A 21,087-nucleotide genomic window follows, 5' to 3' on the forward strand; every position below is an offset into this window, starting at 1 on the left:
ATTTTTTTAGTCAATAATAATTTAATTGTACTGTTTAGAGTTGGGTTTAACCTATGTTTAAAACATCGTTCATTGTAAAAACACCTGTTTTTCCTATAATCCATTCTGCTGCAATTACAGCACCTAAAGCAAAACCTTCTCTGTTGTGTGCGTGATGTTTCATTTCAATAAAGTCAATATCACTTTCATACTTCACGGTATGCGTACCTGGTACGTTTTCGATACGTTTTGCTACAATTGGAACTGCATTGTCTTCTTTTGAGTCTAAAACCCATTTGTCAAAACTTGAATGATTTTTAATAATACCATTTGCTAAGGTTATAGCTGTACCACTTGGAGCATCTAATTTTTGAGTGTGGTGAATCTCTTCCAAACGCACTTTGTACTGTGCTAAATTACTCATCATTTTTGCTAAATTTTTATTTAATTCAAAAAAGATATTTACTCCTAAACTAAAATTGGAAGCTGAAATAAAAGCCCCTTTTTTTTCATTACATAAAGCTACGGCATTATCGTAATCTTCTAACCATCCAGTCGTACCAGAAATAACAGGTACACCATTGTTTAAGCATTTGGATATATTGCTAAAAGCTACAGATGGGATACTAAAATCAATGGCAACATCGGCATCTGTAATGTTATACGTTGTACCTACATCTGCTTTTATAACAATGTTATGACCACGTTTTAAAGCAATTTGCTCAATGGCTTTTCCCATTTTTCCGTATCCAAGTAATGCAATGTTCATATTAAAATTTAAAATTTAAAGTTAATCCAAGGTTACTACTAGCATCAAATTCATTAAACTCATAATGAGGAGCTAGCGTTAAATTGTCGTCAACATTATATTGAAGTAAATGGGCATCCACATTGGCATCAATAATATTTAAAGCATAAAGCCCGACAGTAATTAAGAGTGATAAATCTTTGTTTTTTCTATAAAATTCTTGTCCGCGTTCCAAATTTGTAGTGCTAACTCTAGGAGTATCCAGTTTGTTTCCTTCAGAATCAAAATAAAATTCGTCATCGGTAAAACCGGCTAATCTACTTTTATAAGCATCACGATACCTATTGTATTCTTTTTGATTGGAAACAAAAAAATAGATACCTGTTCCTAAAGCACCATAAACAAGGGGTATTTTCCAGTATTTTTTATTGTATGCTTGACCAAGTCCTGGTAATATAGCAGAATAAAATGCCGCCCGAGCAGGAGATAAGGCATCCATGGGTTCTCTTGTTTTAACTATAATGCTATCTGTTTCTATTACAGGAAGTGCTTCTATAATTTTTTTATCGTTTTTGTCTTGAGCTACGACAGAAAAACAATAAAAAAAAGCGAGTACTCCTAATATTAGAAATTTATTTGGCACGTTCTACTAATTTTTTAAGGCGATTAAAGTCTTCTTCGGAATGAAAAGGAATGGTTATTTTTCCTTTACCATTACTGGAAACTTTAACGTCTATTTTGTGTCCAAAGTATTCCGAAAATTCTTTTATTCCTTTTGAGATATGTTCTGGAAGAACAGTATCTTGTTTTTTAGTAGGCTTTTTTTGTGTGTCTTCAGTGGCGTTGAAATCTCGAACTAAGGCTTCCGTATCTCTAACAGATAGTTTGTTAGAAAGGATTTGCTCATAGATATCTAATTGGGCATTTGGGTCATCAATATTAATTATAGCCCGCCCATGGCCCATAGAAATAAACCCATCACGCATGCCTGTTTGAATGATAGGGTCTAATTTTAATAAGCGTAAATAATTTGCGATTGTAGAACGTTTTTTACCAACACGTTCACTCATTTGTTCTTGTGTTAAATTGATTTCATCAATTAAACGTTGGTAAGACAGAGCAATTTCAATAGGGTCTAAATCTTGGCGTTGTATGTTTTCAACCAAAGCCATTTCTAACGATTCTTGATCGTTGGCAATTCGTATGTATGCAGGAATGGTTTCTAAGCCAATAAGCTTAGATGCTCTATATCTGCGTTCACCAGACACTAATTGGTAGCTATTAAAGCCTAATTTACGAACGGTTATAGGCTGAATAACCCCCAATTCTTTGATAGAAGATGCTAATTCTTGTAGTGTTTCTTCATTAAAATTGGTTCGAGGTTGAAAAGGGTTAACTTCGATGAAGTTTAAATCGAGTTCAATAATATTTCCAATAACTTTATCTGCATTTTTATCTCCAACGGATTGTATATCGTTACTTGGATCTTTTAAAAGTGCAGATAAACCTCTACCTAAAGCCTGTTTTTTGATTGCTTTAGCCATACATTAAGAGTTTTTATTGATAATTTCTTTTGCCAAACTTAAGTAATTAGTGGCACCTTTACTACTGGCATCGTAATTAATTATACTTTCACCATAACTTGGAGCTTCACTTAAACGTACATTACGTTGAATAATAGTTTGAAACACCATGTTGTTAAAATGCTTTTGTACTTCTTCAACTACTTGATTCGATAATCTTAATCGAGAATCGTACATAGTAAGTAATAAACCTTCAATATCTAATTCTGGATTGTGAATTTTTTGAACACTTTTTATAGTGTTTAATAATTTCCCTAAACCTTCTAATGCAAAATATTCACATTGTATGGGTATGATTACGGCATCTGCTGCAGTTAATGCATTAAGCGTTAATAAACCTAAAGATGGTGCACAATCAATGATAATAAAATCATAATCATTTTTAATATCTACTAAAGCTTTTTTTAGCATGTATTCGCGCTCATCCTTATCCACTAGCTCTATTTCAATAGCAACTAAGTCAATGTGGGCAGGGATAACATCCAAATTAGGAGTGTCTGTTTTAATAATGGCTTCTCTTGCTGAATTAGAATGCTCTAAAAGCTGATAGGTACCTATATCAACAGAATCTACATCAAGACCTAATCCTGATGAAGCATTAGCTTGAGGGTCGGCATCAATAAGTAAGATTTTTTTTTCTAGTACACCGAGTGAAGCTGCTAAATTGATAGACGTGGTTGTTTTTCCTACTCCTCCTTTTTGATTAGCAATTGCAAAGATTTTCCCCATTAGTGATTTGGTTTTTTAAAGGTGCAAAAATACAACTATTTATTAGGAATAAAAATCGAACTTGTTAATAAACAGTTTAAGCTATAAAGAATATGTTAAGAATAGCTTTTAATCGGTTTTTATTTCTCAGGATTATGAACACAAAATTTATAACCCTTAGTTAAGTATTTTTTTGCAACGTTTTGTATTTGTTTTTTTGTTATAGTATTAATATCTTCTTCATAATTAAAAACTCGTGAAAGATTCCTGTCGTAAAAATCAGCATTTTTCAGTAAATTTAACCAAAATCTTTTTTCGAATAGATTCTGCTTTAATTATCAAACGCAATTCTACTTTATCTTCGGGTTTTTTATTGTTTCTAATATAATAGGTTAAACCATTGTTAAGTTCTCCAATTTTTATATTTTCTGCAATAGGAATTTTAGAGTTTAAATGGGAGTGTTTTGTGGTATTTTGAGCTAGAATAATGTTATTACTAATAATAAGAAGAAAACTGAAAATGAATAGAGTTATTTCTTTCATGAAAAGTAAATTCATATATTTTTTATAGTAGCAAATTAAATTTGAATAAAGTTACATTTCTTTTCAAGAAAAAAGATTGCTTTAACCATTTATTAACGAGATTTTTTAAGGATAATGTGTTTATCTATTTTTTTAATTTCATTTGAGCTTTTTGCTTTATTGTTTTTTTTGTAAATAATCGTTTTAAGTGTTTGTGCTTAGTCTGAGTTCTCTTGATTAGTTATTGGTTTTCATTTAAAATGATAAATATGGGAACTTTTTTGTTTTGAAGATGTAATTACTTATTTTTTAAAATGTTAAGAGTTATTAGTAGAATCCCTAATGGTAACAATACACTGAAAATAAATAATAAAAAATAATAATATGGAATACTACTTTTGTTAAAGTAAAACATATTTCCTTGAATTATTAATAGGCATTCAGTTAATATGAAGCCTAAAATAAATAAAATAATGCCAAATTGTAATTCGCTGTTAATAGTAATCAATTTACTTTGTAATACAAATCCAAATAAAAATCCTGTAATCACTCCAAGCATTAGTAAATGAATAAAGCCAATAACTAAATGATGATGTTGGTAGGCTGCTTCGTAAATTTCGGGTATGAATGATAAAAGTTGAATACCAATCTTTAGGATAAAACAAAATAAGGCAAACTTGTAAACGTAAACAGTAAGTTTAGAATTGTGTTGTATGATAAAATATTGATATGGTTTTATGAGCTTTAAAAATATTACAAGTGCCATTAATTGAAGTATAACTCCTAATCCATTTATCCATAATAAAGAGATATGAGGAGCATACCAATTAATAGGCAATGCCATAGTGAATAATGTTGAAGTTATTATTAATTTAAGAAACAACCGGAATTGTTTAGAATCTTTAAGTTTTATGAGGTGAAAAAATATGGCAATAACAGCTAATAAAAACCAACCGTTGAATTGAAAATGCAAAAAAAATTGAATTGCAATTTGATAAAATGCAGAAGTTTGACCAACTATAGATACGGCAGGACCCAAACACCAAACGCCGATAGTTGACAGTAGCATAAAAAATAATGACACCTTCATTAAATAATTAATAGCTATAGATTCTATTTTGTGATGCTTCCAAATAAGATATACAAAATAATAGCTGCAAAAAATATGTAGGGTAGAAAATGAAATGGAAAGGGCTGCATACCCTTGAAATGGAAAACTTAGCATCATGCCAATAACCGCAAACTGGGTAATCCAAAACAACCGATTATATATAGGCTTTTTTTTTGGTACGAAATAGTGGGTAAAAAGTACAAAAAGCATTAAATATACCCATCCCAACATGGCTATATGAGAGTGTGCATGTGTTAGAAAACGATAATTTATATAAATTTCACCTATAAAAGAATACCGTAAAGCTAAGCCAAAAAGTGCTGCAATTAAAAAATTAAAGAAACATATTAGCACAAGCTTTTTCTGCATTATAATTTATTTCTAAATGATAAATATAAGAAACCTTAAAGAGGTATTACTAATTAAAAATTCCAGAAAGATTAACCTTTCTGGAATTTTTAATAATAAGAAAATGTATTATTTATGGAATTGTTGTTCCAGTTTTATGGCCTTAGGGAATAGAATATTGTTTTCTAAGTGAATATGTAAATGCAAATCCTTTTCAAATTCATCTAACATAGCAAAAGTTACTCTATAGGTGTTGCAAGCATCTGCTGGCGGATTATAATTATTTGTTAGTTCCGCTATTTGTCTAAAGCGTTCCCCTTCATTGTCATGTTCTTGCATCATCATTGTAATTGGGTTTTCAACGGTGCCAAAGTGTGGTGCTTCAATCGGGTTTTTTGATTTAGTAGCAGAAACCATTTTCCTTACAAAAGGGAAAAGAATTAATTCTTCTTTTTTCATGTGTGTTGCCAATTCATTCGCAGAGGCAGTAAATAGTTCGTTTATTTTATATAGTTCTGGATGCCTTTCTGCATGAACGTTGCATAATTTATCTAAAAACTGACGTAATACCGGAATTTTTTCCTCTACATAGCGATGGTGCTTTTTTTCAATATAATCTATCAATAAATCTAATGGCCAAGATTTATAGTCTATGGATTGGTCTGTATTTGAATGTAATACAGCATTTAATTTGTCTAACAATTCGTTAATATTTATATCATTTTTTTTGCAAACTTCTTCAATGCTTCTTTGGCCTTTACAACAAAAATCTATACCGTAGTTGCTAAATACTGCTGCTGTTCTAAAGTCGTCTGCTACAAATTGTCCAATCTGTTTTTTTGCATTATTATTAAGTACTTCCATAATGTTATTATTTCGGATAATTTTATCCTATTTATATTCAAATTTTTTTTAGACCTTTAAGTATGAAGCACCAGACTTAATGTTTAGTGCTAATTCTTCTAAATTTGTGTTTTCCAACATATGCTTCAATTCATCTCTTATATTTTTGAACTTATCATGTACAGCACAAGGGAAATTTTCATTACAGGCTTTCATTCCTAAACCGCAACCTTTATAAATAGTGTCACCATCAATGGCATTAACTATTTGAGACAGTTTAATGGTTTTTAATTTGTTTTTGTTAATTTCAAAACCACCATAAGCACCTTTTACAGAATTTACAACTTGATGTTTAACTAATGCTTGTAATATTTTGGCTGTAAAAGCCTGAGGTGAATCAATTTCTTTTGCTATTTCTTTTGGACTTACTCGTAAACCTTCTTTTGATTTTATAGCAATAAATATTGTAGCTTTAATGCCGTATTCACAGGCTTTTGAAAACATATTCCTTATTGATTTTATACAAAAGTAGTATAAAAACTTAACTAAGACAAATTTATCTTAATTAAAATGTTTTGTTTAGTAAAAAATTACAGACCTACTAAAATGGTTAAAATTTCAATAGCTGTTTTGTTAATATCTTCGTCTGGATTAAAAATAGTAGCAACGCCAGCATCAAATAGAAATTTATAATCTTGTTTTGGAATAGTGCTGCCTACAATAATCATTATATCTTCTCGGCCATATTTTTTTAATCCACTAATAACTTGTGGAATTAAAATTTTATAATTTGTTGCTGATACTGATAGGCTTAAAATATGCACATCGTTTTCTATGGCTTGTTTAGTAATCTCTTGTGGCGTTTCAAAGAGAGGCGCAATGTCTACATCAAAACCAATATGAGCAAATGTTGTTGCTAACACTTTAGTGTTTTGAACAAGATAATCTTGTTTCATTTTTGAAATCATAATTCGTGGGCGTCTGCCGTCTTGTTCTGCAAAAACATCAGCTAATTTTTGTGCTTTTTTATAAGAGTCATCATTTTTTAGTTTTGAGTTGTACATCTTATATTATGATTTTGTATTTGTTTTTAGAGTTAAACTTCAAGTGCCTTGCAGATTTCATTTAAAGTTGCTCGCTCACGAGCAGCATCGATTGCTAAACTTAATAGGTTTTCTTGGCCGTTTTGTACTGCACTGGTTAGTTTTGAAAGGATTGTTTTAATTTTTTCAGAATCTCTTTCGGATTTAATTTTATTTAAACGTTCTAATTGCTGATTTAATGTAGTTTGTTCATCTACATTAGGAATATTATTTGAGGTATTTTTTTCTGATTTATATTGATTTAATTCAGTTGTAATATTTTGATTAAAATCTATACGTGTTTGTTTTTTATTAAAAGTTTCTTTAATGTGTGATTTATAAATGCCAGATTTTATAGCCATAGTCATGCCGCCCATTGCTTCAATTTCTTCAATATGCTCCCAAGCTTTTTCTGTAAGATTCTGGGTTAGTTTTTCAATATAATAACTGCCACCCCAAGGGTCTACTGTTTTTGTTACTTTCGTTTCTTCTTGTAAAAAAAGTTGTGTGTTTCGGGCAATACGAACTGATAAGTTGGTTTGTAAATCTTTGGCTTGAGTAGGAATATTTGTATGTAAAGATTGTGTGCCGCCAAATATTGCGGAGGCAGCTTGAATAGTTGTTCTTGTTATATTATTAAAAGAATTTTGCTCAGCTAAACTGTAAATTGCGGTTTTACAATGTGTACGTAGTTTTAATGAATTTTCATTTTTAGGATTAAATTGTTTAATCATTTTAGCCCATAACATTCTTGCTGCTCTCATTTTAGCTATATCTATAAAATGATTCATGCCAATACTCCAAGAGAAAGATAATTTGGAAGCTAATGTATCAATGCTTAAACCTAATTCTAAGCCTTTTTTTATGTATTCCAATCCTTGTGCTAACATGTAAGCCAACTCCTTGTAAACGGTTGTATTGACTTCATGTAGATAGTGCCCCGAAATATTTATGCTATTGAATTTGGGCATATATTGGTTTGTATATTCAAAAATATTAGAAATGATTTTCATAGAATGAGTAGGAGAGGAATAGCGGTTTGGCTCCATAAATTCTTTTAAAATGTCATTTTCTATCGAGCCTTTTAATTGTTGGGGTGTTACTCCTTGTTCTTCTGCTGCAACAATATAAAATGCCATGATGGGTAAAATAGTATGGTTTAGAGTTATAGATAGATTGGTTATTTCTAAAGAGATTTGGTTAAAAATCAACTTCATGTCATCAACAATATTGATGGCAATATCTGTGTTTATAACATTATGTTTGCTGTCATTACTATTGTTTTTTAGGTTAACTGCATCCAAAATAATGAAAAGTTCTTCTTGTTCTTTTAGGATACTTTCTTTGTAAAAGGTATCAATGTTCTCAGCATTTAAATTTTTTTGATATTGCTTTATTGTCCAAGGATTTTCTATATACATAGTACTGTATGGACCTCGTAAATAAGGTGATATGCCAGCGGCGAAGTTGAGGTGTTCTAAATTTTCAATATCTGTTTTAGAATAATGTGTTTTTATGTTGATACCTTTAATAATAAAGGGAGGGCTTTTTTCTATCGGATTCTGGATGATAGTTGGTATTTTTAAAGCAATGTGTTGAAGATTTTTTCTTAACATTTAGAAGGTTTTTTAAAGCTCGTTTTTTAATCGATTTTTTTCTAAAGTTTCAGATAATCGCTTTTCTATAATGGGTTCAATGAATGTTTTTCTAGGATTACTTTTAATAAATGGATAAAGCTCTAACTCTTGTTTCATCCTGTCATTAGGGTTGATGTGTTTATTGGTCCCAATTAAAATTTCCTTTCCTTCATCAAATTGTTTTTGCTCTTTTTCAGCATTTTCTTTTATTTTTCTTTGAATGGTACCTTCTTTTAGTTGTTTTAAAAAACCACCATTTGCTTCAATATCTTTAAATAATATCAAGGCTTTTTCTGCTAATTGCTTCGTTAGCGTTTCAATATAGTAAGCTCCATCGGCAGGGTTGTTTACTTTATCAAAATGGCTTTCATGTTTCAAAATAAGGAGTTGGTTTCGTGCCATACGTTCACTAAAATCATTTGTTTTGTGGTATATGGCATCATAGGGCAAATTAACAATTGTGTTAGCTCCTCCAATAATGGCGCTCATGCATTCAGTCGTTGTACGAAGCATATTGGTATGGTTATCGTAGAGTGTTTTGTTACGCTTAGTAGATGTTGCTACAATATTACAATCTGAATTAATTTTATATTCTGAAGCTAAGGTATGCCAAAGAATTCGTAAAGCTCTTAGTTTGGCAATTTCAAAGAAGTAATTAGTTCCAACGGATACATGAAAAGTAAATGTAAATGACTGTTTGCTTAGATTGTCAATGAGGTTTAAATATTCATTGACATGGGAGATTATATAAGCTAATTGTTGCACAATATTAGCTCCTGCATTTTGATATAATACCCCGTCAACGTTAAATGAATTTGTAATTTTTACAATAGACGTAAAGGTTTTAAAATCATCATTTAAATTTTTAAACCAATTCCCATTTTTGGTTAAATTTCCAATGATATCTGTTTTAATATTGAAATTATTTAATAGAGTCTTTTGATTGCAGTTAAGATAATAATCATAAATTATTTGTACGTATGGGAATGATAGAAACTGTAGTTCAAAAGAAATGGAAACGGTATTTAGGTTAATATTCTGTAATAAATCAGAAACTAAAATACGAGCTGTTGGTATGATGAACGTTATAGTATCTATCCCTTCTTTAACTAAGTTTATAGCTTTTTCATTTGATTTTTGTACATCCGCTACGTAGATAAACTGTCCTATTTTCCATTCGGAAGCTTTAGTATTTGAGGGATCTGGAAGGTCATTAAAATCATCGGCATGATAAAAAGGTTTCACTGAAATATCTTCATTGCTTTTCCAAATAAGCGTGTTGTTGTAGTCGGCTCCTTTTAAGTCGACTTGTATTTTTTGTTTCCATTGTTTAGCAGAAACCCTATTAAATTCATCAAAAAGTCTTTTACTCATTTGGTTTTACCTTAAGGCTGTCTTCGTACTCAATAATGTAAATTTCTTCATTTTCGCGTTTCATATAGTATTCTTCTCGAGCAAATTTTTCAATACCTTCTTCAGTACTTAATTTTTTAAGTGCTTTTTTATCTTTTTCAATCTCCTTTTTGTAGTATTCTTTTTCGTTTTCTAAATCGTTAATTTCGCTATTCAATTCATGATGAATAAGCCAAGAATTGGCATCAAAAAATAGCATCCAAACAATAAACACGGTCAATATAAGAATGAATATGTTTTTGAATGGTTTCAATAGCTTCTTTTTGTTAAAAGGGGCTGCCATTTATAATCTTTGGTTTATGATGGTTTTTACTATATCTATTGCCACGGTATTATATTTGTTGTTAGGAATTATAATATCCGCAAACTCTTTCATGGGTTCAATAAACTGATTGTGCATCGGTTTGAGTGTGGTTTGGTATCTGGTTAAAACTTCGTCCAAATCTCTACCACGTTCTGTAATGTCACGCTTTAAACGGCGTATTAATCGTTCATCACTATCGGCATGTACAAAAATTTTAATGTCAAACATATCTCGTAATTCTGGATTTGTTAAAATTAAAATACCTTCTACAATGATCACCTTTCTGGGGTGTGTAAAAATAGTATCTCCTGTTCTATTATGTTTAACAAATGAATAGACGGGTTGGTGCACTGTATTGCCTTTTTTTAATTCAACTAAGTGCTCGTGTAATAATTCAAAATCAATAGAGCGTGGATGATCAAAATTTATTTTAACCCGTTCGTCATAACTTAAATGTGAGGTGTCTTTATAGTATGAGTCTTGCGAGAGGATACCTACTTCGCCCTCTGGTAATTCTTTTAAAATTTGATTAACAACGGTTGTTTTTCCACAACCAGTACCACCAGCAATACCAATAATAAGCATGATTTAATGTTTTAACTTTTTTGACAAAGTTAGCTAAAATAGGAGGTTTAATTGGGTGGAAATTTTTATTTTTTGATATTAGAAACTTCGACTTCTGTAACCATTTTATCGTTTTTATTACCCCAACTGTTGGTGATGTAATTCATAACATCCGCTACTTCATCATCGCTTAAACCCATAGGAGCCATAGTGCCGTTGTATGTTTTGCCATTAACTACTATTTCGCCACTCTGACCATATTTAATACCTCTTATACTTGCTTCTCGATTTTTCATTAAATAATCAGATTTTGCTAATGGCGGAAAGGTTTCAGGAACACCTTCTCCAGCTGGCATATGACAATTAACACAAAAATCAGTATAAATTGCACGACCACGTTCTATGCTTTCTTGAAGTTTTGGATTTTGCTTATTTTGGCAAAAAACAAATGTTATGGCAGTAAAATATGTGATTATTATTAATTTCATATATTATTTTTTAGGAACAATTTTGAAAATACCTTTACCTTCAACCGCAATGTAAATATTACCATCAGTAGCTTCTAAAACATTTCTAACGCGACCAATATTTTCAAAAAGTTTTTCTCTTTTTATAACCTTTCCGTCTTTTAAAACCAAGCGTTCTAAATATTGGAATTTTAAAGACCCAACCAATAAATTGCCTTTCCAGTCAGGATATTTGTCAGAAAAAACAAATGTTAAGCCACTTGGTGCAATGGATGGTACCCAATAAAATAGGGGTTGTTCCATGCCTTCTTTTTCTGTAATGTCTGTAAAACTGGTGCCTGCATAATTAATTCCATATGAAATAACTGGCCAGCCATAGTTTTTGCCTTTTTCTATAATATTGATTTCATCTCCACCTTTAGGGCCGTGTTCATGTTCCCATAAATCACCTGTTTTTGGGTTTTTAACTAATCCTTGTGGGTTTCTGTGACCGTAACTGTAAATGGCTGTTTTTGCATTTGCAGTGCTGATAAAAGGATTATCATGAGGAACACTACCGTCATCGTTTAGTCTATAAATTTTTCCGCAATCCAAAGTTAAATCCTGAGGATAGATATCACGTTCACCGCGTTCACCTATAGAAAAGAATAGGTAGCCGTCATTATCAAATTCAATACGAGAACCCCAATGTTGTCCTTTTTTAGTGTTTGGATTGGCTTTGTACAAGATTTCTTTTTCAACTAAGGTGTTTTCTTTTAATTTTGCTCGCATGATGGCTGTGTTACCTCCATCTCCTTCACCATTAGCAGATGCAAACGAAAAATAAATCCAACCATTTTCAGAATAGTTAGGGTGCAATTCAACATCCATAAAACCACCTTGTCCACGAACATAAATATCGGGAAGTCCTGCAATGTTGGTTTTTTTACCTCCTTTAAAATGAATAAGTTGACCTGATTTTTCAGTAATTAACATGCTGTTGTCTGGAAGTAAAACCATCCCCCAAGGAATATCCAAATCTGCCACATACATTTCAGTAGTGTAGTTGAGGTTTTTTGGTATTTCTGCTTCAACAGAAGAGTCCTGTTGTTGTGCGCATGCCGAAAATGACATGTATATTGTGAATATAAAAGCTAAATTTTTTATCATTTTTTTCTTTCTTTATTGTAAAAATACATTAAATCTTATAACTTATATGAATTCCAGAAAAATAGTTCACTGGATTTCCAGGGTAATAATATCTAGGAGCACTGCCTCCAAAACCACTGGCATTAATAAGAATTTGGGAAGCAAAGGCTTCATTGAAAATATTATCCACTCCTAAAAAAACATTTAACGTCAATTTTTGTGCCATCAAAATTTGGTAACCTATTTTTAAGTTTGTTAAGTTGTAAGCATCTGAAAAAAGAGAATTACTATCAGTTATAGGCATGCTTCCAATATGCTGATAATTAATATTTCCGTAGATGCCAAGTTTTGAATTTATATCTATTCCAACATTAAAAATATTTGAGGGTACACCTGTTAGTTTATTTCCAGAATAATCACTCGTGTCATCAATAAATTTCTTGAATTTAAAATTATTTTTGGTATACGAAATAAAAGATTTAAGATTGATGGCATCTGTGTTCATGATTTTATAGTTTAAAGAAAGTTCCAGGCCATCATGTCTTGTTTTACCTGCATTAATTCCAATATATTGATCATCAGCTGTTCTTCTTGCTACTAAAAGATTTTTAATAGCCATTTGGAAAATAGCAGCATTAAACTGAAGTTTGTTTTTAAGTATAGATCCTCTGCTGCCAATTTCATAATTCCAGCCAGTTTCAGGCTTTATATTGGTGTTAATTAAGCCATCTGGTAATAATGTTTCTTCTAATGAAGGAGGAGAAAACCCATGACTAATATTGGAGTATAGACTTATGTTTTCTGTAACTAATTGTGAAATACCAAACTTGGGAGATAATTTGTTTTCAAAGTTATAGGAACCCGATTGGTTAGGACTGGAATCTGGAAATCTATCTTCTAGGTTGTATGATGTGTCATTAAAATTTAATCCGATAGATACTGTGGTTTTTTTTGTGATGCTATAATTAGTCTCAAAAAAGAGGTTGTAATAGCTGCGTTCTTCTTTAAAATCAGAAAACCGATTTCCTTCAACGCTGCCAGTTCCTGTAGGGAAATTTTCGTATAAATTTTCAAAATTGCCCCATTGATTAGTGTCTCTAAAAAATTCACCTCCTATAGTCCAGTGTAAGTTATTTTTGAATAGTTTTAAGTTGCCAATGAGTCGACTTCTTAAACCAAAAGCATTAGTGTTTTCTTCTAAAATGTCAAAAGGTCTGGGTTCGTAGCTCTTTTTAAAAGAAGTAAAAATACTAGTAAGCTGTTTTAAATTATTATGGTATTGATGGTTCCAAGATAAACCAAAAACACCGCGCTGTGAATCCTCATACCCTTTGGCTTGTTTCCATGTAAAAGCTGCTGATTTGGGATTGTTTATAAAATCATTTTCATTAATGGAGCTTGGAATAAAAGCTTTTAGGTTTACCAAACTAATAAATAAATTTAGATTATCTTTTTGGCTAATAAAATGATTGGTATTTATTGTAAAAGTTTGGCGGTCGTATTTATTGTTTTCTCTAAAACCATCGCTATGTGTATTGCTGTAAATTGCTCTAAAGCTATGTTTATTTGTTCCATGATTGATGTTTATTAACCCTTTCATTAAACCAAAAGAACCAATAGTTAATTCGCTTTGCAAGTTGGTTTGGTTTAAATAGGCGTTTTGAGGTTGTAAATGAATCGTGCCACCTAATCCAGCTCCATAAATGCTTGAAGCAGCTCCCTTAATAATTTCCATTTTGGTTATGGCACCCAATTCAAAATCTTCAATATTAGTATTCCCGTTTCCAGAAGTTAGCGGAATATCTTGAAAATAAGCCCTTATTTTGGAAGTTCCATATAAGTTTCTGGTGCCTATACCTCGTATACTGATTCTATTGGTGTTTAAAGCAGCGGTTTGCATAAATACACCTGTAACTCGATTTAAAGCAGAATTAATATTTGTGTTGTTGGCCCTATTTATATCTTCTGAAGAAACAATTTGAATGGATGAAACAGCTTTTTTAAGGTGAAGCGGTAAATGGTTGGAGCTTACAAAAACTTCATCGAGTTCAGAAGGATTAATATCTAATTGAATGATTATAAAATCTGAATTAGAAATTTGAATTTCTTTGCTAATATATCCTATTTTTCGAAATTCATAATTTCCTGTATTAGGTATTGTAAATTCCCCAAACTCATTGGAATTTGAATAGATGTTAGTTTTTAAATTTTTAATTTGAACATGACTTAAAGGAATACGGTTAGTGCCATCAATTATTTTTACTTTTATATTTTTTTGACTAAAATTATATTGGCAGCTAAAAATTAATATCCACAAAAAAAGACATGATTTTCTAATAGTCTGTATTGGGTTTTTAGTCATTTATTAAATTAATAAGAGGATTCAGATTTGATTAAGTATAGTGATAATTTTTTTAAAAGTTAAAAATTTTTCTTTAAAAAAATAAACAAAATATTAGTTTGGGTATTGTATAAATAAATTATATTTGCACTCGCTTTCAAGTGATGTAAAATTACTTTAAGCAATGATAGCCAATTCGGGGTGTAGCGTAGCCCGGTTATCGCGCCGCGTTTGGGACGCGGAGGTCGCAGGTTCGAATCCTGCCACCCCGACAAAAATGAATACCAATAGAAACTAAAACCTTGTAAATCGTATGATTTACAAGGTTTTTTTAGTTTTTAGAATATTATAAGCATTGAATTGATATGGTTTAATTCGATACACAGTTTCAAAACAAAAAAAGTGTTAACCGAATTATGAACCGTCACAGAGAGTTATATTACATTTGAATTGATGGAGGTAGTGTATATTCATAAACAGACTATATATTCATAGATAAAGTGAAAATATCATTGTTGTATCTATCCGAAGAATTAGTTCAGAAATATAAAGGATATATCAAAATCAAGAAAATAGAAACTTTATTTTCTAATATTTCAAACTAAAACAAAACTCAACAAATACTTAAAAGATATTGCATATGTATGTAAAATCAAATAGAATCTAATTTTTTATTTCGCTAATCACACTTTCTTAACTACGATAACTTTGAGCAATGTTATACCTATTGAAGTGGTAACACAATTACTTGGCGATTACAAAACAGCAACTATTCAAATTTCTGCTATGGTTGTTGAAAGAAAGGTAATTGAATATATTAATACTTTAAAGCTTAAAAAGATTCATAGTAACAACTAGAAAAATCATTCTAAATCAAAATAAAATAATACAGTATATTTGAGTACAAAACCAACTTAAAATGTATAAACAATCTTCAATAAAAAGCCTTACAATAGAAGAAGTAGTGGAGATTATAGGAGATATGCCACAAGAAGAAAATGGTTTACATATACATTTTTCGAAAAGTAGGTTTAAAGAAATTCCAATAGGATATCCTTTTAGAGCCAATGCCTTCACTTTTATATTAATCATTAAAGGCGAATTAAGGTTGCAAATAAATTTACTTAATTATACTATTAATAAATTTGAAATTATTGCTATAAATCAACAAATGGTTACTCATGCTCAAGAAATGAGCAAAAATCTTGAAATTGTAACAATTAGCTTTAATATTGATTTTATATTGCGAAACTCTATTAATAAAAATGATATTGATACTTTAGACTTCTTTACGGCGATTAGTATACCCAAATTAAAATTATCTAAAGAAAATTTTAAAGCGTTTATTTCAGTGGCAAAAATTTTAGAACAAAATAATCGCCTTGCTAAAAACAACCCATATAATAAAGAAAAAATAACTCATAGTTTTAATTTATTAATGTATCATTATGCTTCTTTATTAAAGAGACAGTTTCCTAATATAGAGGAAAATTTAACCCGACAAGAAAAATTAGCACTTCGGTTTTTAAAATTGTTAAATGAAAATTTTAAACAAGAGCGTACGGTGCAATTTTATGCAGATATCTTATGTTTAACTCCAGGTTATTTATCAAAAGTCTTAAAGCATATTTCGAAAAAAACAGCAAGCGAATTAATTGAAGAAGCCGTGATAATGGAGGCAAAATTACTATTAAAAAATCAAACCTTGTCCATTTCTGAAATTGCAAATGAGCTTCAATTTAGTGATCAATCTTTCTTTGGTAAATATTTTAAAAAACACACGGGTTACTCACCTTCAAAGTTTAGGGAAATTAATTTTAAAAGTTAATTTTTGACCAACAAGCTTCCGTAATATTCCCTTTTTTTTCTTTTTATATATAAAAATAACTGATTTAGACCAATATTTTCCGTTTGTAAACCTGTTGTAATTCTATCAATAATAAGATTTTTGTTGCCTATAATCCTAAAATTATAGCAACAAATATGAAGCAAATTATCACCTTAACAACTTTAATTTTATTATTAGTAGGTTGTTCAGATAAAAAGAAAACGGTAAAACCAACTATTATTCCTAAGGTTACCGTAAAAAAAATACAAACAAGTTCTGAAACTGAAGTTTTAAATTATAGCGGAACCATTGAGGCAGACAATACCGTGTCTTTAGGTTTCTCTGTTCCAGGCCGGATTTCAAAAGTCTATGTGCAAGAAGGGCAAAAAGTAAAACGAGGGCAGTTACTAGCAGCAATAGACCAAACTACATATAAAAATGCATTTGATATAGCGAATGCTGGCTTAGAACAAGCTAATGATAACTTTAATAGATTACATAGTTTATATGAAAAAGGAAGTTTGCCAGAACGCGATTTTATTGCCGTTAAAGTGGCTGTAGCTCAAGCTAATGCAAATAAAAATTTAGCAGAGAAAAATTTAGCAGACACGAATCTTTATGCGCCTTTTTCTGGAATGATTACAGCTAAACTAACAGAAATAGGAGCAACGGCAGCACCTGGAGTACCAGCTTTTACTGTTATGAAAACAGATAAAGTTTACGCCAAAGCTTCTATTACGGAATCGGAAATAGCTAAACTCAAAATAGGTACAGATGCTAAGGTTGAAATCTCCTCATTAGATGAAATTTTTAATGGCAAAGTCGCTATTGTAAATCCAAGTGCAGATGCATTAACCAGAACGTTTAATGTAAAAGTACGTCTTGATAATAATGAAGATAAGTTATTACCAGGCATGATTAGTACTATAAAAATCAATACGGGTAATACCGTAAATGTTATTTCAATTCCTTCAGAAAATGTGGTAAGAGATGCTAACAATATACTCTATGTGTTTATGGTCAAAAATAATAAAGCCATTAAAAAAAGAGTATCTCTTGGCAACTTTAAAGGTAATGAGGTCATCGTTACAGAAGGTTTAGCAATTGGTGATTCAGTTGTAATTGCAGGAAATAAAAATTTAAAAGATGGACAAACAGTGTCTCTATAAAAGAACTGAATAAGATGATGAAAAAAGTAAAAATAAACTTTATAGAGGCAGCAATGAAATACCGTCAGGTAACCATTGTGCTTACCATATTGTTAATGATTTTAGGCGTATATGCTTTAGCCACCATGGCCCGAAGTGAAGATCCACAAATTACCGTTCGTAAGGGATTGGTAATAGCAGCATTTCCTGGCGCAGACGAGTTACAAGTAGAACAACAATTAACCAATCAAATTGAACAATTTTTGTTCGGTTTTGAGGAAGTTAGAAAGGAGAAAACAATCTCGGATACCAAAGAAGGACAAGTGGTAGTTACTGTAGAGTTAAATGAAAATGTAGTAGATACAGATGGTTTTTGGGCGACTTTACAACATGGATTAAATACAACATTCAGGCAAAATTACACGTTGCCACAAGGTGTGATTGGTCCAATAGTTAACAGTGACTTTGGAGATGTGGTGGCTCAAATGATTACAGTTTCTGCACCAGGACGAAGTTATGCAGAGATTGAGACTTATTTGGATGAGTTAGAAGATGGCTTAAAGACCATTACAGAAACATCAAAAATTAAACGTTACGGTGGACAAAAACAGCAAATTTATGTAACGGTTCAAGATGAAAAAATGAAACAATATGGTTTCGATTTTTCAACTATAGCTCAAATTATTCAAATGCAAAATAATACCGGCTATTCTGGAGGAATTACGTTAGAGAATTCGGAAGTCTCTGTGTTTGCCAAAAATCAATATAAAAATGAAGCAGATTTAGGCAATCAAATTGTATATAGTAGTCCAGATGGCAAAGTTGTTCGCTTAAAAGATGTGGCAACTATTGAACGTCGTTACGAAGAAGTTTCAAGCTATATTAAGGTAAATGATGAAAAAGTAATGATGTTAACCGTAGAGATGCAACCCGGTAATAACATTGTTCAATTTGGAGAGAAAATAACTAATAAAATTAATGAAGTAAAAAAACGATTACCTCAAGATGTTCAAATTACCACTATTGTAGACCAACCTGCAGTTGTAAAGGCAAGTATTAGCCATTTTATGTTAGAGTTTGTTATCGCTATTGTGGCGGTAATTATTGTAGTAATCCTGTTGTTACCCTTTCGTGTGGCAATAGTTTCGGCAGTGGCATGTCCAATTGCTATAGTCATTACATTCGGCGTTTTAAACGTTATTGGTGTAGAAATTCATCAAGTTACCTTAGCCGCATTAATTATAGTATTGGGCATGGTAGTAGATAATGCTATTGTAGTTGTAGATAATTATATAGAAAAATTAGATGAAGGTGAAGACCGGTGGACAGCCGCTTGGCAAAGTGGTACCCAATTAATGGTGCCAATTTTTACAGCAACAATGGCCATTATTTTTGCCTTTATACCATTGGCTTTTTTCTTAAACGGATTAGCTAAAGAGTTTATCCAGGCTTTACCAATTGCTGTAGCAGTAGCTTTATTTGCATCATTGTTAGTTGCATTGTTGTTAACACCATATATGTGTTATGTCTTTATAAAAAAAGGATTAAAGCACAAGGTAAGTGATGGGGATAAAAAAAGTATGTTAGATAGATTGCAGCATGTGTTTAATAATGGTTTAGATTATAGTTTTAAGTGGCCAAAAGCAACCTTGTTCTGTGGATTATTATCTGTTGTAATTGCCATTTTAATAGCGATGGGCTTAGAGCAGGAATTGTTTCCAACTGCAGAACGAAATCAGTTTAACATAGAAGTGTGGCTGCCTAACGGAGGAAATTTAAAACAAACTGAAGACGCTGTAAAACGTATTGAAAACGAAATAAAAAAAGAAGAAAGGGTTTTAGGCGTGGCAAGTTTTGTTGGTACCAGTTCTCCAAGGTTTCATTCTACGTATGCACCAGAATTCCCTCGAAAAAACTTTGCCCAAATCTTTATAACGACAACTGGTAAAGAAGCTACACAAGAATTAGCAGATGAGTACATTAAAAAGTTTGAAGGTTTTATTCCAGATGGTTATATCCGCATCAGACAACTTTCAATGAAAGAAACGCCAGCACCTATTGAAGTAAGAATTGTGGGTGAAGATTTAAATACACAAAAACAAGTAGCAGAACAAGTAAAAGTAATTTTAGAAGATGCTCAAGGAACAAACTGGATAAGAACATCGTATCAAGACGATTATTATGGTGTAAAAGTAAATTTAAACGACGATAAGGCCAACCGTTTGGGCGTAACCAATGCAATCGTTTCACAAACTTTGGGAGCAGGCTTAAAAGGGTATCCGGTATCTACGTTATACGAAGGGGATAAAGCGATAGATATTTTATTGCGTTTTGATGCTGAAAATCGTGAGAATTTTAACGATTTGGGCGCTTTAAATATACCTACAGTATTTGGTACAAAAGTACAATTAAGAGAGGTCGCAGACATTACTCCTGAGTGGCATACAGGAACCATAACTCATAGAAATGGTTTAAGAACATTAACGGTTAGAGCTGAAACACAGTTGGGAATAAAAGCCACCTCTATCCAAAATGATATCATGCCTAAAATTGATGCTTTACACTTACCAGACGGCATATCAATTACCTATGGAGGTGAATACGAAAGTACTAATGAAACAGCACCACACATGATGGCGTCTTTAGGGATAAGTTTAATATTAATCTTTTTAGTGCTTTTATTTCAATTCAAGGATTTTACAAAAGTCTTAATTGTTTTAGCAACATTTCCGTTGAGTTTACTAGGCGCATTTTTGGGGTTGTTACTTACAGGAAATCCAATTGGTTTTACGGCTTTTATGGGAATAATTAGTCTTATTGGCATAGTGGTAAGAAACGGAATTATTTTGGTGGATTATGCAGACGAGCTGGTCTTAGAACACGGTTATACCGTAAAAGCAGCGGCTAAAGCATCAGGGAAAAGACGTATGCGTCCCATCTTTTTAACCTCTGCAGCAGCAGCTATTGGTGTGGTTCCTATGATTATTGGTAAATCACCACTGTGGGCGCCTTTAGGAAGTGTGTTAGCCGTAGGACTAATAGTTTCAATGGTGCTAACCTTATTTATAGTGCCTATACTTTACTACAAGTTTGTTAAACCGCAAGCAGACGAAATACATTTTCGTCCGGATGCTGAAGAATATGAAACTATTTTGTATAAACCTAAAAAGAAAAGTAGAACACTTCGCAAATTAGAAGTGATGACGTATAAATTAAAAAAACGAATCAAGAACTAAAGATAAAGACTATAGAGCTACTGTTTAATAGATTAATAGCAATTTATCCTTATTTTAAAAACCGTAGTTTCTATAGTCCTTTTAGACAAACTTAAAT

General features: G+C 31.4%; 20 protein-coding genes and 1 tRNA gene. 5 read left to right on the top strand and 16 right to left on the bottom strand.

Features of this window, described 5'->3' with window-relative positions:
• Nucleotides 1-46: 46 nt before the first annotated feature.
• The 16 genes from dapB to APS56_RS14555 form a co-directional block, all read right to left on the bottom strand.
• Nucleotides 47-748: a 4-hydroxy-tetrahydrodipicolinate reductase gene (dapB, locus tag APS56_RS14485; protein WP_054729837.1), complete on the bottom strand. Its 702-nt coding sequence runs from the start codon at nucleotides 746-748 to the stop codon at nucleotides 47-49.
• A gap of 1 nt (nucleotide 749) precedes the next feature.
• Nucleotides 750-1,370, bottom strand: a complete 621-nt coding sequence (locus APS56_RS14490; RefSeq protein WP_054729839.1) for a DUF5683 domain-containing protein — start codon at nucleotides 1,368-1,370, stop codon at nucleotides 750-752.
• Entirely contained in the window at nucleotides 1,360-2,271 is a 912-nt protein-coding gene (locus APS56_RS14495) for a ParB/RepB/Spo0J family partition protein (protein ID WP_054729842.1), read from the bottom strand. Before APS56_RS14495 ends, APS56_RS14490 begins: the two co-directional genes overlap by 11 nt.
• A 3-nt stretch (nucleotides 2,272-2,274) precedes the next feature.
• Entirely contained in the window at nucleotides 2,275-3,039 is a 765-nt protein-coding gene (locus APS56_RS14500; RefSeq protein ID WP_054729845.1) for a ParA family protein, read from the bottom strand.
• 258 nt (nucleotides 3,040-3,297) lie between these two features.
• Entirely contained in the window at nucleotides 3,298-3,561 is a 264-nt protein-coding gene (locus APS56_RS14505; protein ID WP_054729848.1) for a hypothetical protein, read from the bottom strand.
• A gap of 277 nt (nucleotides 3,562-3,838) precedes the next feature.
• Nucleotides 3,839-5,020: a hypothetical protein gene (locus APS56_RS14510; protein ID WP_054729853.1), complete on the bottom strand. Its 1,182-nt coding sequence runs from the start codon at nucleotides 5,018-5,020 to the stop codon at nucleotides 3,839-3,841.
• Nucleotides 5,021-5,128: 108 nt separating this feature from the next.
• Complete coding sequence (gene ric, locus APS56_RS14515; protein ID WP_054729856.1) at nucleotides 5,129-5,863, bottom strand: iron-sulfur cluster repair di-iron protein; 735 nt, start codon at nucleotides 5,861-5,863, stop codon at nucleotides 5,129-5,131.
• A 48-nt stretch (nucleotides 5,864-5,911) separates the two neighbouring features.
• Nucleotides 5,912-6,346: an RrF2 family transcriptional regulator gene (locus APS56_RS14520; RefSeq protein WP_054729877.1), complete on the bottom strand. Its 435-nt coding sequence runs from the start codon at nucleotides 6,344-6,346 to the stop codon at nucleotides 5,912-5,914.
• A gap of 86 nt (nucleotides 6,347-6,432) precedes the next feature.
• Nucleotides 6,433-6,906, bottom strand: coding sequence for a cobalamin-dependent protein (locus APS56_RS17265; protein WP_349267541.1), 474 nt, complete (start codon nucleotides 6,904-6,906; stop codon nucleotides 6,433-6,435).
• Between the two features lie 32 nt (nucleotides 6,907-6,938).
• Nucleotides 6,939-8,540, bottom strand: a complete 1,602-nt coding sequence (locus tag APS56_RS14525; RefSeq protein ID WP_349267542.1) for a methylmalonyl-CoA mutase family protein — start codon at nucleotides 8,538-8,540, stop codon at nucleotides 6,939-6,941.
• Nucleotides 8,541-8,552: 12 nt separating this feature from the next.
• Nucleotides 8,553-9,935, bottom strand: coding sequence for a methylmalonyl-CoA mutase subunit beta (locus tag APS56_RS14530; protein WP_054729879.1), 1,383 nt, complete (start codon nucleotides 9,933-9,935; stop codon nucleotides 8,553-8,555).
• A complete protein-coding gene (locus APS56_RS14535) occupies nucleotides 9,928-10,257 on the bottom strand; it encodes an FtsB family cell division protein (protein WP_054729881.1) in 330 nt (109 codons plus the stop codon). Before APS56_RS14535 ends, APS56_RS14530 begins: the two co-directional genes overlap by 8 nt.
• Entirely contained in the window at nucleotides 10,258-10,863 is a 606-nt protein-coding gene (gene udk, locus APS56_RS14540) for a uridine kinase (RefSeq protein ID WP_054729883.1), read from the bottom strand.
• A 65-nt stretch (nucleotides 10,864-10,928) separates the two neighbouring features.
• Entirely contained in the window at nucleotides 10,929-11,330 is a 402-nt protein-coding gene (locus APS56_RS14545) for a c-type cytochrome (protein WP_054729892.1), read from the bottom strand.
• 3 nt (nucleotides 11,331-11,333) lie between these two features.
• A complete protein-coding gene (locus APS56_RS14550) occupies nucleotides 11,334-12,458 on the bottom strand; it encodes a PQQ-dependent sugar dehydrogenase (protein WP_054729894.1) in 1,125 nt (374 codons plus the stop codon).
• Between the two features lie 28 nt (nucleotides 12,459-12,486).
• On the bottom strand, nucleotides 12,487-14,799 hold the full coding sequence (locus tag APS56_RS14555) for a TonB-dependent receptor domain-containing protein (protein WP_054729896.1): 2,313 nt from the start codon (nucleotides 14,797-14,799) through the stop codon (nucleotides 12,487-12,489).
• A 176-nt stretch (nucleotides 14,800-14,975) separates the two neighbouring features.
• On the opposite strand from APS56_RS14555, the gene APS56_RS14560 reads away from it, so the two are divergent.
• The 5 genes from APS56_RS14560 to APS56_RS14575 all read left to right on the top strand — a co-directional run bounded on the left by APS56_RS14560 (nucleotide 14,976) and on the right by APS56_RS14575 (nucleotide 20,990).
• Nucleotides 14,976-15,050 (top strand) — tRNA-Pro (locus tag APS56_RS14560).
• A 436-nt stretch (nucleotides 15,051-15,486) separates the two neighbouring features.
• Nucleotides 15,487-15,636, top strand: a complete 150-nt coding sequence (locus APS56_RS16995; protein ID WP_157757681.1) for a hypothetical protein — start codon at nucleotides 15,487-15,489, stop codon at nucleotides 15,634-15,636.
• Between the two features lie 61 nt (nucleotides 15,637-15,697).
• Nucleotides 15,698-16,606, top strand: a complete 909-nt coding sequence (locus tag APS56_RS14565; RefSeq protein WP_054729898.1) for a helix-turn-helix domain-containing protein — start codon at nucleotides 15,698-15,700, stop codon at nucleotides 16,604-16,606.
• A gap of 155 nt (nucleotides 16,607-16,761) precedes the next feature.
• Nucleotides 16,762-17,775, top strand: coding sequence for an efflux RND transporter periplasmic adaptor subunit (locus tag APS56_RS14570; RefSeq protein ID WP_054729901.1), 1,014 nt, complete (start codon nucleotides 16,762-16,764; stop codon nucleotides 17,773-17,775).
• 14 nt (nucleotides 17,776-17,789) lie between these two features.
• The gene (locus tag APS56_RS14575) at nucleotides 17,790-20,990 is read left to right on the top strand and encodes an efflux RND transporter permease subunit (protein ID WP_236778429.1); all 3,201 of its coding nucleotides are present in this window, start codon (nucleotides 17,790-17,792) and stop codon (nucleotides 20,988-20,990) included.
• The last annotated feature ends 97 nt before the right edge of the window (nucleotides 20,991-21,087 follow it).

The organism is Pseudalgibacter alginicilyticus (assembly GCF_001310225.1).
Classification (GTDB): domain Bacteria; phylum Bacteroidota; class Bacteroidia; order Flavobacteriales; family Flavobacteriaceae; genus Pseudalgibacter; species Pseudalgibacter alginicilyticus.

Bases quoted from the DNA above. Each gene is read 5' to 3' on its own strand.
- ric (WP_054729856.1), bottom strand. From the start codon at position 5,863: ATGGAAGTACTTAATAATAATGCAAAAAAACAGATTGGACAATTTGTA.
- APS56_RS14530 (WP_054729879.1), bottom strand. From the start codon at position 9,935: ATGAGTAAAAGACTTTTTGATGAATTTAATAGGGTTTCTGCTAAACAA.
- APS56_RS14525 (WP_349267542.1), bottom strand. From the start codon at position 8,540: ATGTTAAGAAAAAATCTTCAACACATTGCTTTAAAAATACCAACTATC.
- APS56_RS14535 (WP_054729881.1), bottom strand. From the start codon at position 10,257: ATGGCAGCCCCTTTTAACAAAAAGAAGCTATTGAAACCATTCAAAAAC.
- APS56_RS14510 (WP_054729853.1), bottom strand. From the start codon at position 5,020: ATGCAGAAAAAGCTTGTGCTAATATGTTTCTTTAATTTTTTAATTGCA.
- APS56_RS14520 (WP_054729877.1), bottom strand. From the start codon at position 6,346: ATGTTTTCAAAAGCCTGTGAATACGGCATTAAAGCTACAATATTTATT.
- udk (WP_054729883.1), bottom strand. From the start codon at position 10,863: ATGCTTATTATTGGTATTGCTGGTGGTACTGGTTGTGGAAAAACAACC.
- APS56_RS14545 (WP_054729892.1), bottom strand. From the start codon at position 11,330: ATGAAATTAATAATAATCACATATTTTACTGCCATAACATTTGTTTTT.
- APS56_RS17265 (WP_349267541.1), bottom strand. From the start codon at position 6,906: ATGTACAACTCAAAACTAAAAAATGATGACTCTTATAAAAAAGCACAA.
- APS56_RS14555 (WP_054729896.1), bottom strand. From the start codon at position 14,799: ATGACTAAAAACCCAATACAGACTATTAGAAAATCATGTCTTTTTTTG.
- APS56_RS14565 (WP_054729898.1), top strand. From the start codon at position 15,698: ATGTATAAACAATCTTCAATAAAAAGCCTTACAATAGAAGAAGTAGTG.
- APS56_RS14570 (WP_054729901.1), top strand. From the start codon at position 16,762: ATGAAGCAAATTATCACCTTAACAACTTTAATTTTATTATTAGTAGGT.
- APS56_RS14500 (WP_054729845.1), bottom strand. From the start codon at position 3,039: ATGGGGAAAATCTTTGCAATTGCTAATCAAAAAGGAGGAGTAGGAAAA.
- APS56_RS14495 (WP_054729842.1), bottom strand. From the start codon at position 2,271: ATGGCTAAAGCAATCAAAAAACAGGCTTTAGGTAGAGGTTTATCTGCA.
- APS56_RS14550 (WP_054729894.1), bottom strand. From the start codon at position 12,458: ATGATAAAAAATTTAGCTTTTATATTCACAATATACATGTCATTTTCG.
- APS56_RS14505 (WP_054729848.1), bottom strand. From the start codon at position 3,561: ATGAAAGAAATAACTCTATTCATTTTCAGTTTTCTTCTTATTATTAGT.
- dapB (WP_054729837.1), bottom strand. From the start codon at position 748: ATGAACATTGCATTACTTGGATACGGAAAAATGGGAAAAGCCATTGAG.
- APS56_RS14575 (WP_236778429.1), top strand. From the start codon at position 17,790: ATGATGAAAAAAGTAAAAATAAACTTTATAGAGGCAGCAATGAAATAC.